The following is a 12,812-nucleotide window of genomic DNA, read 5'->3' as shown; positions in this document are numbered from 1 at the left end:
CGAGCCCGCTCCGCGCGGGCGCCCGGTCCTCGGGAACCGGTGCCCTGTCCGGAGCATCCTCGGTTGCACGGTGCGTGCTGTTGTGCGCGCGGGCGGTGGTGGGCAGAGTTGGGAGATCACTGCTTCGGTGGAGGTGCGGATGTCGACGGGACGGGTGCTGATCGGGCTGCTGTGCGCGGGGGTGTTGACGGTGTCGGCGACGCCGGCGGCGGCCGGTGGGGCCGGGCGGCACGTGCCCGCGCCGCCGAAGCGGTCCGAGGCCGCTGGGTACGGCGGTGCGGTCTCCAGCGTGGACGCGGACGCGACGCGCGCGGGCATCGGCGTGCTGCGCCGCGGGGGGAGCGCGACCGACGCGGCGGTGGCGGTGGCCGCGGCGCTGGGGGTGACCGAACCGTACTCCGCGGGCGTCGGCGGGGGCGGCTACTTCGTGCGCTACGACGCCGACACCGGAGGAGTGTCCACGATAGACGGACGCGAGACCGCCCCGGCCGCGGCGCACGAACGCATGTTCACAGTGGATGGTCGGCCGATGCCGCGGGACGAGGCCATCACCAGCGGGCTGAGCGTCGGCGTGCCCGGTACGCCGATGCTCTGGCAGGAGGCGCTCGACCGCTGGGGGAGCGAGGACCTCTCCGAGGTTCTGCGGCCCGCGGAACGCCTGGCGCGCAACGGGTTCACCGTCGACGAGACGTTCCGCGAACAGACGCGGGAGAACGCCGAGCGGTTCCGGGACTTCCCCGCGACGGCTGAGCTGTTCATGCCCGGCGGCGAACCGCCCGAGGTCGGCACGCGGATGCGCAACCCCGACCTCGCCGAGACCTACCGGATGCTGGCGCGCGACGGGGTGGGGGCGTTCTACGACGGGCCGATCGGCGCCGACGTCGTCGACACCGTCAACGACCCGCCGGTGCGCCCCGGCGCGGACCGCACCGTCCGCCCGGGCGGGATGAGCCGGCAGGACCTGCGCGACTACCGCGCCGCGGAGCGCGAACCCGCGCGCACCACCTACCGCGGCCGCGAGGTCCACGGCATGGCCCCGAGCAGTTCCGGCGGCACCACCGTGGGCGAGGCGCTGAACATCCTGGAGCGCTCGGACCTGTCCGGCATGGACCGGACGAGCTACCTGCACCGGCTGTCCGAGGCCACCAAGATCGGCTTCGCCGACCGCAACCGGTGGGTCGGCGACCCCGCCTACTCCGACGTGCCCACCGAGGAACTGCTCGGCGATCGGTTCGCCGCCGCGCGGGAGTGCCTCATCGACGACGGCGCGGCGCTGCCGACCCCGGTCGCCCCGGGCGACCCGCGGGACCCGGCGGACTGCCGGGGCGGTACCGCACCGCAGCGCCCCGATGCGGAGGGGCCGAGCACGACCCACCTGACGGTCGCCGACGCCGAGGGCAACGTCGTCTCCTACACGCTGACCATCGAGCAGACCGGCGGCAGCGGGATCACCGTGCCCGGCAGGGGCTTCCTGCTCAACAACGAGCTCACCGACTTCTCGTTCACCCCGCACGCGCCCGGCGTGCCGGACCCGAACCTGCCGGAACCGGGCAAGCGACCGCGCAGCTCGATGAGCCCGACCATCGTCACCGAGGACGGCCGGCCCGTGGCGGCGCTCGGAACCCCGGGCGGGACGACGATCATCACCACCGTCACGCAGCTGCTCACCGAGCACCTCGACCGCGGCCGCACGCTCGCGGAGGCGATCGCCGCACCGCGGATCTCGCAGCGCAACGAGTCCGAGACCGACGCCGAACCGGCGTTCCTCGCCCGGCCGGAGGCCGCGGAGCTCCGGGCGCGCGGGCACCGCTTCGCGGAGGCGGACGAGATCGGCGCGGCGACAGGTGTGCGCCGCCTGCCCGACGGGCGGTGGGTCGCCGCGGCCGAACCGACCCGGCGCGGCGGCGGCTCCGCGGAGGTGGTCGTGCCCGCGCCCGCGCCGTGATCGGCCGCGCTCCCGCCCGGGGCGTTCGGTGCCTCGGGCGGGCACCCGCGGACGCCCTCCGCGGTGGCGGCTCCGTAGACTCGGTGGGCAGTCACCGCGCGTCGATCCCCAGGAGCCCCCGTGACAGTTCAGCCCGTCCGCCTGTTCGGCGATCCCGTGCTGCGCACTCCCGCCGAGGAGGTCGTCGACTTCGACGGGGAGCTGCGCACCTTGGTCCGGGACCTGTGGGACACGATGGAGGAGCAGGGCGGAGCCGGTCTGGCCGCTCCCCAGCTGGGCGTGGGGCTGCGCGTGTTCACCTACCACTGCGACGGCTTCGCCGGGCACCTGATCAACCCGAGCTTCGACGTGGTCGGTGACGAGGAGCAGTTCGGCCCCGAGGGGTGCCTGTCGATCCCGGGCATGGGTTGGGACTGCCTCCGGTACCGCCGGGTCGTGGCGCGGGGCTGGAACATGCACGGCGAACCGGTCGAGGTCGAGGGCAGCGACCTGCTCGCCCGCTGCATCCAGCACGAGACCGACCACCTCGACGGGGTGCTGTTCGTCGACCGGCTGGACCGGGCGACGCGCGAGCGCGCGCTGCGCGAGATCGGGCGGGCCGAGTGGTTCGACGGAGCCGAACCGGTGATCAAGCAGAACCCGCATCCGTTGTTCGGGGGGCAGTGACATGCGGCTGGTGTTCGCGGGAACGCCCGAGGCGGCCGTACCGGGTTTGCGCGCGCTGCTGGCCTCGCCGCGGCACGAGGTCGCGGCCGTGGTGACGCGGCCGGACGCGCCGACCGGCCGGGGGCGCAGGGTGGAGCGCTCCCCGGTGGGCAAGGTCGCCGAGGAGAACGGCCTCGAGGTGCTCGCCCCGGAGCGGGCCGATGATCCCGCCTTCCTGGAGCGGCTGGCCGGGATCGGCCCGGACTGCTGCCCGGTGGTGGCCTACGGCGCGCTGCTCAAGCAGCGGGCGCTGGAGGTTCCGCGGCACGGGTGGGTCAACCTGCACTTCTCCCTGCTGCCGGCCTGGCGCGGGGCGGCGCCGGTGCAGGCGGCGCTGCGGCACGGCGACGAGATCACCGGGGCGAGCACGTTCCGCATCGTGCCGGACCTCGACGCGGGACCGGTGTTCGGCGTGGTGACCGAGGAGATCGGAGCGCGCGACACGGCGGGCGAACTCCTCGCCCGCCTGGCCGAGTCCGGCGCGCGCCTGCTCGAGTCCACGATGGACGGAATCGAGGACGGCGTGCTGCAGGCCCAGCCGCAGCCGGACGAGGGCGTCAGTTACGCGTCCAAAGTGACCGTCGAGGACGCCAAAGTGGACTTCACCCGGCCGGCCCACCTGGTCGACAGGCTCATCCGCTCGGTCACGCCCGAGCCGGGCGCGTGGGCCTGGCGGGACGGGGAGCGGTTCAAGCTCGGACCGGTGCGCCCGCTGCCCGATCGGCCGCGACTGCCACCGGGCGAGATCGCGGTGGAGCGCAAGCGCGTGCTCGTGGGCACCGGCACCGATGCCGTCGAGCTCGGTGACGTGCAGGCTCCGGGCAAGAAGCGCATGTCCGCGCCGGACTGGGCGCGCGGGACGCGGATCGAACGAGGAGAGCAGCTGACGTGAACGACCGCGGCAAGGACCGTCGGACGGGTGGACCGCGCCGCGACGCGCGCTCCGGCGGCAACGGCCACCGGGCCGGCAAGCCCGACCGGTCCGGTGGGAAGGGCCAGAGCTCCGGCGGTGGCCACCACTCCGGCGGCGAGAAGGACCCCGCGCGGCTGGCCGCGCTGGACACGCTGCGCGCGGTCCGGGAGCGCGACGCCTACGCCAACCTGGCGCTGCCGAACCTGCTGCGGCAGCGCAACATCACCGGTCGGGACGCGGCCCTGGCCACCGAGCTCGCCTACGGCGCCAGCCGGGCCCAGGGCCTGCTCGACGCGATCATCGGCGAGTGCAGTTCGCGCCCGCTCGGCGAGATCGAGCCGAAGCTGCTCGACGCGCTGCGCATCGGCGTGTACCAGCTGCTGCGCACGCGCATCCCCACGCACGCTGCCGTCGGCGCGACCGTGAACCTGGTGCGGGCGATCATGGGCGATCGGCCGGGCGGGTTCGCCAACGCGGTGCTGCGGCAGGCGGCCAAGCACGACGAGCAGGGGTGGATCGACGAGGTCGCCCCGGACGCGGCGGAGGACCCGGTGGGGAACCAGGCCGTGCGCCACGCCCACCCGCGGTGGATCGCGCAGGCCTTCGCCGACGCGCTCGGCTCCGCGGCGGAGCTGGGCGACGTGCTCGCCGCCGACGACGCGCGCCCGGAGGTGCACCTCGTCGCCCGTCCCGGGCAGATCAGCGCCGACGAGCTCGCCGCGGTCACCGGTGGTGATCCCGCGCCGTACTCGCCGTACGGGGTGCGGCTGGAGGCCGGCGCGGGCGATCCCGGCGACCTGGAGCCGGTGCAGGAGGGCTTCGCCGGGGTGCAGGACGAGGGCAGCCAGCTGGTCACGGTCGCGCTGACCAAGGCCGAGCTCGGTGCGGGCCCGGACGAGCGCTGGCTGGACCTGTGCGCCGGCCCGGGTGGCAAGGCCAACCTGCTCGGTTCGCTGGTCACGATGGACGGCGGTCAGCTGGACGCGGTGGAGCAGGCGTCGCACCGCGCGGACCTCGTGCGCCGCGCCACCGAGGAACTCTCGGTGAACGTGTACGAAGTGGACGGTCGTGATCCCGGGCTCGAGCCGGGCTACGACCGGGTGCTGGTGGACGCTCCGTGCACCGGGCTCGGCGCGCTGCGGCGCCGGCCGGAGGCGCGGTGGCGGCGGCAGCCGTCCGACGTCGGGGACCTCACCGAGCTGCAGCGGGAACTGCTGCGCTCGGCGGTGCGCCTGACCCGCTCCGGCGGTGTCCTCGCCTACGTGGTCTGCTCGCCGCACCTCGCCGAAACCGGAGGAGTGGTGTCCACTGTGGTCCAGCTCGGGGACGTGGAGCAGCTCGACGCGCGCCCGCACTTCCCCGGGGTGCCCGATCTCGGGGACGGGCCCGGGGTGCAGCTGTGGCCGCACCGGCACGGCACGGACGCGATGTACTGCGCGCTGCTGCGGAAGCGGTGAGAACCATGAGCGCTGAGCACGTCCCCGCGCCGGAGCAGGCGCGGCGGTGGGCCGAGTGGCTCGACGCCGCGTTGCGGGAAGCCCGGGCGGGGGAGGCCGAAGGCGGGATCCCCATCGGCGCGGCCCTGTTCGACGCGGACGGAAACCTGCTGGGACGCGGGCGCAACCGCCGCGTCCAGGACGACGACCCCGCGGCGCACGCGGAGACCGCCGCGTTCCGCGCCGCCGGACGGCAGCGCTCCTACGCGGGAACGACGATGGTGACCACGCTGTCGCCGTGCTGGTACTGCAGCGGCCTGGTCCGGCAATTCGGCATCGGGCACGTCGTGATCGGGGAGGCGCGGAACTTCCACGGCGGGCACGACTGGCTGGCCCAGCACGGGGTGCGCGTGGGGATCCTCGACGACGCGGCGTGCCGGCGGATGATGGCCGACTTCATCGCGCGGCGCCCGGAGCTGTGGAACGAGGACATCGGCGGGTGAACTCCGCGGTGCGGGAACTCCGCGGTGCGGCCGCCGCGCCCGGCGCGGCCGCCCGCCGACAGGAAGGAGCAGGTGATGGTGATGTCCGAGCAGTCCGCTGCGGCCGCGGGGACGGAATCCCCGGGGACGGGCGCCGGGGGCGCGAGCGGCGGCGCCGCGGGCACCCCGGTGCGCGTGACCCGCACCGGCGAGCACGCGTTCACGGCCGTCAACGAGCGCGGCGCCGAGGTCGCCATCGGCCGCGAAGGTGCGCCCGGCGCGTTCACCCCCGGTGAGCTGCTGCTCGCGGCCATCGCCGGTTGCTCGGCGGTGACCGGCGAGAACCTGCTCGTGCGGCGCCTGGGCGAGGACGCCGAGATCACCGTCGACGCCGACCGGACCAAGAACCCGGAGGACAAGCACCGGTTCGCCACCGTGCGGACGCAGCTGCGCGCGGCGCTCGACGAGATCGACGACGCCGAGGAGCGGGAGAAGCTCGTCGCTGCGGTGCAGCGCGCCATCGCGAAGTACTGCACCGTCAGCCGCACCGTCGCGGAGGGCACTCCGATCCACCTCGACATCGCCGACGCGCGGGGAGCGGAGGGGTAGTCGTCGTGGACGACACCGCGCACGCGCAGCAGGAGACGGCGTCGCCGGGACTGCGGCGGGAGCTGAACGGCCGCCAGGTGACGATGCTCGCCGTCGGCGGGGCGATCGGGACCGGGCTGTTCCTCGGCTCGGGCCTGGCCGTCTCCATCGCCGGCCCGGCCGTGCTCATCGCCTACCTCGTCGCGGCGCTGGTCGCGCTGGCGCTGGCGTACGCGCTGGCCGAGATGGTCGTGGTGCATCCGGAAGCCGGGGGTTTCGGCCCGATCGCCCAGCGCTACCTCGGCGGGTCGGCCGGGTTCGTGCAGCGCTGGATCTACTGGGCCGCCCAGGTGGTCAACATCGGCAGCGACGTGGTCGCGGCGGGGCTGTACGTGCAGTTCTGGTACCCGGACCTGCCGCTGTGGCTGCCCGTGGTGCTCTTCTCCGCGCTGCTGCTGGCGGTCAACGCGGGCGCGGTGCGCTTCTTCGGCGAGTTCGAGTACTGGTTCGCGATGGTCAAGGTCGTCACGATCATCGCGTTCATCGCCATCGGCCTGGCCGGCATCTTCCTCGGCCTGCCCGGCCGCGAACCCCTCGGGCTGGCCGCGCTGACCGAGCACGGCGGCTTCCTGCCGAACGGCGTGGGCGCGGTGTGGCTGGCGCTGACGATCGTCACGTTCTCCTACCTGGGCACCGAGGCCGTGGCGGTGGCCGCGGCCGAGTCGCGGGACCCGGGCCGGGACGTCCCGCGGGCGGCCCGCGGGATGGTGCTGCGGCTGGCCCTGTTCTACGTGCTCGGCATGTTCGTCGTGGTGGCGATCCTGCCGTGGAACCAGGTCTCCACCGAGGAGGACGTGCTGCAGAGCCCGTTCGTGCGGCTGTTCGCGATGGTCGGCGTCCCCGCCGCGGCGGGCGTGATGAACTTCGTCGTGCTCACGGCCGCGCTCTCGGCGGTGAACACGAACCTGTACGTCTCCTCCCGCATGGGGCACTCGCTGGCCCTCGACGGGTACGCCCCGCGCTGGTTCGCCCGGGTCGGCCGCAACGGGGCACCGCGGCGCGCGCTGGGCCTGTCCGCGGTGGGACTCGTGCTGGCCGCGATCGTCTCCGCGGTCTCGCCGGAGACGGCGTTCCCGTTCATGGTGGGGCTGGCGCTGTTCGGCGCGCTGGTGACGTGGCTGATCGTGTTCGCCAGCCAGCTGGCGTTCCGCCGCCGGCGCCGCGCCGAGGGGATGCCCGCCTCCTCGGTGCGGCTGCCGGGTGCGCCGGTGACCACGGTGCTGGCGATGCTGTTCCTCGCCGCGGTGCTGGCGACGATGCCGTTCACCGAGCAGTTCGCCACCGCCTGGCAGGCGGGGGTGCCGTTCCTGGTGCTGCTGCTGGCGGTCTACGCGGTGGTGCGGCGCCGGCAGCGCCGCGGCTGACACCCGCCGCAGCCGACCCGTCCCGGCACCCCGGCCGGTCGCACCCGACTGGACGTTTCCGCACCGCCGCGGCTGCTGCACGCTGGGGGCAGCCGCGGAAACACGCGCAGGCGCGGGCAATTCGGGTGCGCGGGACGGACATGGCTGCCAAGTACGCCCAGATCGCCGAGGACCTCCGGGAACGCATCGCAGCAGGGGAGTACGCACCGGGTGCGCTCCTGCCCAGCGAACCGGAGCTCGGAGAGCTCTACGGCGTCAGCTGGATCACGATCCGCTCCGCTTTCGACGAGCTCCGGGACGAAGGAGTGCTCACCGGTGCCCGCGGAAAGGGGTCGTGGTGGCGCCACCGAAGCGGATCACACGGGTCAACTCGCAGGAACGGCTGTCGCGGGCCCGGCGGCAGGCGAACGCGGCGGCCTTCCTCGCCGAGGCCGACCGGTACGGTTTCCGGGCCTCGAGCAGCGTCAAGGTCCGGTTCGAAGCAGCGGGGGACGACTACGCCGCGGTGCTCGGCATCGCCCCGGAGGAGGACGTCTGCGTGCGCGACCGCGTGCTGCGCGCCGACGGCGAACCGGTGCAGCTGGCCACCTCCCGCCTGCCGCGCGCGGTCACCCGCGGCACGGCGCTGGAAACCGCGGACACCGGCACCGGCGGTGCCTACGCGCGGTTGGACGAGTCGGTGGGGTTGACCCGGTTCGCCGAGAGCGTCGGCGGGAGGGCGGCCACGAGCGCGGAGCGCTCGGCGCTGAGCAGCACCGTGGTGCTGCACGTGCGGCGGCTGGCCTACTCCGGCGCGCGCGTGGTCGAGTGCAACGACATGATCATGCCCGCCGACCGCTACGAGCTCGAGTACAGCTGGCCCGCGGACTGAGGCGTCCCAGGACTGAGGATTCCCAGCGCAGCGGCCCCATCGGAGGAGGCGGCGGGCCCGGGTGCGGGGTGCGCGAGCCGCCGCCTGAGCCCCCGCGCGCCCCCGCGGACGGCCGGAGCCGGATGTACCCGGAAGCGGGATTTACAATCCCGCTGTGTCGAACGGACAGCGAACCGCCCAACCGCTCATCGCCCCGTCCATCCTGTCGGCCGACTTCGCGCGGCTCGCCGACGAGCTCGCCGCGATCGACGGCGAGCCCGGCCAGCGCGCCGACTGGGTCCACGTCGACGTGATGGACGCGCACTTCGTGCCGAACCTGACGATCGGCCTGCCGGTGGTCGAATCACTGCTCAAGACCACCGACATCCCGCTGGACTGCCACCTGATGATCGACGACCCTGACCAGTGGGCGATCGGTTACGCCGAGGCCGGCTCGCACAACGTGACCGTGCACGTCGAGGCCGCCGAGGACCCGGTCGCCCTGGCGAAGGACCTCCGCGCGGCCGGGGCCCAGGCGGGCCTGTCGATCAAGCCGAACACGCCGTTCGAGCAGTACGTGGACGTGCTGCGGCACTACGACACGCTGCTGGTCATGTCGGTGGAACCGGGCTTCGGCGGGCAGAAGTTCATGCCCGACGTGCTCGAGAAGGTCCGCGCCGCGCGGCGGATGGTCGACACCGGCCACCTCAACCTGCTCGTCGAGATCGACGGCGGCATCAACAACGACACCGTGGAGCAGGCGGCCGAAGCGGGCGTGGACTGCTTCGTCGCCGGCTCCGCCGTCTACGGCGCCGAGGACCCCGCCCGCGCCGTGCGCGCGCTGCGCGAGCAGGCCGCGCCGGGTTTCGCGCACGCGAGGCAGTGACCCGTGCACGAGCGGGAACCGCAGGACCGGTCCACCGCCCCCGCCGGGGCCGGTGCGGGCGCTGACGCCTGGGACGCGGCCATGCTCGACGCGATCGACCTCGGCCGGGGCGCGCGCGGCTCCACCAGCCCCAACCCGCCCGTCGGCTGCGTCGTCCTCGACGCCGAGGGGCGCGTCGCCGGGCGCGGTGCCACCCGCCCGCCCGGCGGGCCGCACGCCGAGGTCGTCGCGCTGGAGCAGGCCGGTGCGCGCGCGGCGGGCGGAACCGCGGTGGTCACGCTGGAACCCTGCGCCCGCGCGGGGCGCACCCCGCCGTGCGTGGACGAGCTCGTGAACGCGGGCGTGGCCCGCGTCGTGCACGCCGTGTCCGACCCGCACCCCTCCGGGGCCGGCGGCGCCGAGCGGTTGCGCGCCGCCGGGGTCGAGGTGCGCTCGGGAGTGCGGGCCGCCGAGGCGGCCGCGGGGCCGCTGCGCGCGTGGCTGCACTTCGCCCGCACCGGACGCCCGCACGTGACGTGGAAGTACGCGGCCAGCCTGGACGGCCGGTCCGCGGCCGCCGACGGCACGAGCCAGTGGATCAGCTCCGCGGTCTCGCGCGCCGAGACGCACCGCCTGCGCGGCGCGGTCGACGCGATCGCGGTGGGCACCGGCACCGTGCTCACCGACGACCCGCAGCTGACCGCCCGCGGTGCGGACGGCGAGCCGCTGCCGCGGCAGCCGCTGCGCGTCGTCCTCGGCGACCGGCCGCTCCCGGTCGGCGCGCGGATCACCGACGCCTCGGCCGAGACCGCGCACCTGCCGGGCGGCGATCCGGACGCGGCGCTGGCGCAGCTCGCCGAGCGCGGAGTCGTCGACCTGCTGCTCGAAGGGGGGCCGCACCTGGCCGGGGCGTTCATCGCCGCCGGACGCGTGGACCGCGTCCTGGCCTACATCGCGCCGGTGCTGCTGGGAGCGGGTCCGGCCGCACTGGTCGACGCGGGCATCGGCACCCTCGCCGAGGCCCAGCGCTGGGAGATCGAGGACGTCGCCCGCACCGGAGGCGACCTGCGCGTCAGCGCGGTGCCCCGGACGACCCCGACAGCATCGTGAAGCGAGGAGGCAGCAGGTGTTCACCGGCATCGTCGAGGAGCTCGGCACGGTCGTGGCGGTGGAGCCGCACGAGGCCGGCAGCCGGTTGACCGTGTCCGGGCCGCTGGTGACGGGCGATGCCCGCCACGGCGACTCCATCGCGGTCAACGGCGTGTGCCTGACCGTCGTGGAGGTGGTCGGCGACCGGTTCACCGTCGACGTCGTCGAGGAGACGCTGCGGCGCTCCTCGCTGCGCGGCGGAGTGGTCGGCGACCGGGTCAACCTGGAGCGGGCCATGGCTCTCGGGGACCGCCTGGGCGGCCACATCGTGCAGGGGCACGTCGACGGCACGGCCGCCGTCCGCGGTATCGACGCGGAGGGGCTCACCCGCTTCGACCTGCCCGCGGAGCTCGCCCGCTACGTCGTGGAGAAGGGCTCGATCACCCTCGACGGCGTCTCGCTGACGGTGGCCTCGCTCGGCGAGACCGACTTCGGCGTGGCCCTGATCCCCACCACCGAGGAGCTCACCACGCTCGGCGGCCGCACCGCGGGTGACGTGGTCAACATCGAAGTGGATGTGCTGGCCAAACACGTGGAACGCTTGTCCGCAGCGCAACTCAGTCGTGTCCGCCCCGACGCCGCGGCGCGCGGAGAGGACAATGGCAAGGACGGGATCCCGCAGCGCTAGCGGCGCGAGGGGTTCGCAACGAGCAGGCCGGCAGGCCAGACGGGAAAAGGCACGGCACCGTGGACACCAGTTCCTTCACAAGCATCGAACGCGCTCTCGCGGACCTCCGAGCGGGACGGCCCGTGGTCGTCGTGGACGACGAGGACCGCGAGAACGAGGGCGACCTGATCTTCGCCGCGGAGCACGCGACGCCCGAGCTCGTCGCGTTCATGGTCCGCTACACCTCCGGTTACCTCTGCGTGGCGTTGACCGGTCAGGACTGCGACCGGCTCGACCTGCCGCCGATGTACTACTGGAACCAGGACCGCAAGGGCACGGCGTACACGGTCACCGTGGACGCGGCCGAAGGCGTCAGCACCGGCATCTCCGCGGCCGACCGGGCGCGGACCACGGCACTGCTGGCCGATCCCGACGCGACGCCGGCCGACCTCACCCGCCCGGGGCACGTGGTGCCGCTGCGCGCCCGGGACGGCGGGGTGCTGCGCCGGCCCGGGCACACCGAGGCCGCGGTGGACCTGGCGCGGCTGGCCGGCACGCGCCCGGCCGGTGCGCTCTGCGAGGTGGTCAGCCAGAAGAACGAGGGCGAGATGGCCCGGCGGGACGAGCTGGACCTGTTCGCCGCCGAGCACGACCTGGCGCTGATCACGATCGCGGACCTCATCGCCTACCGGCGGCGCTTCGAGAAGCAGGTCGAACGCGTGGCCGAGGCCCGCATCCCCACCGTGCACGGCACGTTCCGCACGGTCGGCTACGACAGCACCCTCGACGGCATCGAGCACATCGCGCTGGTCTACGGCGAGATCGGCGACGGCGAGGACATCCTCGTGCGGGTGCACTCGGAGTGCCTCACGGGTGACGTCCTCGGCTCGCTGCGCTGCGACTGCGGCCCGCAGCTCGACGCGGCGATGGCCAAGGTCGCCGAAGCCGGCCGCGGCGTGGTGCTGTACATGCGCGGGCACGAGGGCCGCGGCATCGGCCTGCTGCACAAGCTGCAGGCCTACCAGCTGCAGGACCGCGGTGCCGACACGGTGGACGCGAACGTCGAGCTCGGCATGCCCGTGGACGGCCGCGACTACGGCCAGGGCGCGCAGATCCTCCGCGACCTGGGGATCAAGTCGATGCGCCTGCTGACCAACAACCCCGACAAGCGCGTCGGGCTGGAGGGATACGGCCTGCGCATCGTCGGCCGGGTCCCGCTGCCCATCCGCCCGAACCCGGAGAACCTGCGCTACCTGCAGACCAAGCGCGACCGGATGGGCCACGACCTGGACAATCTCGAGGACGGCGAGGACTCCTCGATCGGCGACACGGGAGTGACGGCATGAGTGGCGAGGGGCGCCCGCGGGTCGACGTGCCGCGGGCCGGAGGACTGCGCATCGGCATCGCCGCGATCCGCTGGCACGCGCAGTTCGTCGAGCAGATGCTCGTGCGGGCGCAGGAGGCCGCCCGCGAGGCCGGCGCGGCCGAGCCCGCGGTGGTGCGGGTGCCCGGTTCGGTCGAGCTGCCCGTGGTGTGCCAGCAGCTCGCCCACCAGCACGACGCCGTCGTCGCGCTCGGCGTGGTCGTCCGCGGCAGCACACCGCACTTCGACTACGTGTGCGACTCGGTGACCCAGGGGTTGACCCGGGTCGCGCTGGACGAGTCCACCGCGGTGGGCAACGGCGTGCTCACCTGCGAGACGGACCAGCAGGCGCTCGAGCGCGCCGGCTTCGAGGACTCGGTGGAGGACAAGGGCTTCGAGGCGACCGCCGCGGCGCTGGAGACGGCGCTGGTGCTGCGCGACCTCCGCGGCGGCGACATCGGGGAGCGCGGGTTCCTGTGAGCGCC

General features: G+C 74.3%; 13 protein-coding genes and 1 pseudogene. All 14 read left to right on the top strand.

What is annotated here, in order from left to right:
• Window positions 1-139 precede the first annotated feature (139 nt).
• The 14 genes and pseudogenes from ggt to ribH all read left to right on the top strand — a co-directional run bounded on the left by ggt (window position 140) and on the right by ribH (window position 12,807).
• Complete coding sequence (gene ggt / locus ACVGV0_RS16065; RefSeq protein ID WP_459156504.1) at window positions 140-1,945, top strand: gamma-glutamyltransferase; 1,806 nt, start codon at window positions 140-142, stop codon at window positions 1,943-1,945.
• Between the two features lie 120 nt (window positions 1,946-2,065).
• Window positions 2,066-2,611, top strand: coding sequence for a peptide deformylase (gene def, locus ACVGV0_RS16060; protein ID WP_459156503.1), 546 nt, complete (start codon window positions 2,066-2,068; stop codon window positions 2,609-2,611).
• 1 nt (window position 2,612) lies between these two features.
• Window positions 2,613-3,542 carry a methionyl-tRNA formyltransferase gene (fmt, locus tag ACVGV0_RS16055; RefSeq protein WP_459156502.1) on the top strand — a complete coding sequence of 310 codons (930 nt, stop codon included), beginning with the start codon at window positions 2,613-2,615 and terminating at the stop codon, window positions 3,540-3,542.
• On the top strand, window positions 3,539-5,020 hold the full coding sequence (locus tag ACVGV0_RS16050; RefSeq protein WP_459156501.1) for an RsmB/NOP family class I SAM-dependent RNA methyltransferase: 1,482 nt from the start codon (window positions 3,539-3,541) through the stop codon (window positions 5,018-5,020). Before fmt ends, ACVGV0_RS16050 begins: the two co-directional genes overlap by 4 nt.
• A 5-nt stretch (window positions 5,021-5,025) precedes the next feature.
• Window positions 5,026-5,502 carry a nucleoside deaminase gene (locus ACVGV0_RS16045; RefSeq protein ID WP_459156500.1) on the top strand — a complete coding sequence of 159 codons (477 nt, stop codon included), beginning with the start codon at window positions 5,026-5,028 and terminating at the stop codon, window positions 5,500-5,502.
• Window positions 5,503-5,577: 75 nt separating this feature from the next.
• Window positions 5,578-6,090, top strand: coding sequence for an OsmC family protein (locus ACVGV0_RS16040; RefSeq protein WP_459156499.1), 513 nt, complete (start codon window positions 5,578-5,580; stop codon window positions 6,088-6,090).
• A 5-nt stretch (window positions 6,091-6,095) separates the two neighbouring features.
• On the top strand, window positions 6,096-7,493 hold the full coding sequence (locus ACVGV0_RS16035) for an amino acid permease (RefSeq protein WP_459156498.1): 1,398 nt from the start codon (window positions 6,096-6,098) through the stop codon (window positions 7,491-7,493).
• A gap of 140 nt (window positions 7,494-7,633) precedes the next feature.
• Window positions 7,634-7,765: pseudogene (locus ACVGV0_RS16030) on the top strand (GntR family transcriptional regulator); the annotation flags it as partial.
• A 65-nt stretch (window positions 7,766-7,830) separates the two neighbouring features.
• Window positions 7,831-8,364: a UTRA domain-containing protein gene (locus ACVGV0_RS16025; protein WP_459156497.1), complete on the top strand. Its 534-nt coding sequence runs from the start codon at window positions 7,831-7,833 to the stop codon at window positions 8,362-8,364.
• A 154-nt stretch (window positions 8,365-8,518) separates the two neighbouring features.
• Window positions 8,519-9,229, top strand: coding sequence for a ribulose-phosphate 3-epimerase (rpe, locus tag ACVGV0_RS16020; protein ID WP_459156496.1), 711 nt, complete (start codon window positions 8,519-8,521; stop codon window positions 9,227-9,229).
• 81 nt (window positions 9,230-9,310) lie between these two features.
• The gene (gene ribD, locus ACVGV0_RS16015; RefSeq protein WP_459160030.1) at window positions 9,311-10,318 is read left to right on the top strand and encodes a bifunctional diaminohydroxyphosphoribosylaminopyrimidine deaminase/5-amino-6-(5-phosphoribosylamino)uracil reductase RibD; all 1,008 of its coding nucleotides are present in this window, start codon (window positions 9,311-9,313) and stop codon (window positions 10,316-10,318) included.
• 16 nt (window positions 10,319-10,334) lie between these two features.
• On the top strand, window positions 10,335-10,985 hold the full coding sequence (locus tag ACVGV0_RS16010; protein ID WP_459156495.1) for a riboflavin synthase: 651 nt from the start codon (window positions 10,335-10,337) through the stop codon (window positions 10,983-10,985).
• Between the two features lie 59 nt (window positions 10,986-11,044).
• The gene (locus ACVGV0_RS16005) at window positions 11,045-12,310 is read left to right on the top strand and encodes a bifunctional 3,4-dihydroxy-2-butanone-4-phosphate synthase/GTP cyclohydrolase II (protein ID WP_459156494.1); all 1,266 of its coding nucleotides are present in this window, start codon (window positions 11,045-11,047) and stop codon (window positions 12,308-12,310) included.
• A complete protein-coding gene (gene ribH / locus ACVGV0_RS16000) occupies window positions 12,307-12,807 on the top strand; it encodes a 6,7-dimethyl-8-ribityllumazine synthase (RefSeq protein ID WP_459156493.1) in 501 nt (166 codons plus the stop codon). The genes ACVGV0_RS16005 and ribH overlap by 4 nt, the downstream gene beginning before the upstream one ends.
• Window positions 12,808-12,812: the final 5 nt, after the last annotated feature.

Source organism: Salinifilum ghardaiensis, assembly GCF_054491345.1.
The sequence above is the reverse complement of the archived record's forward strand: the minus strand, read 5'-3'. Positions and strand labels throughout refer to the sequence as shown.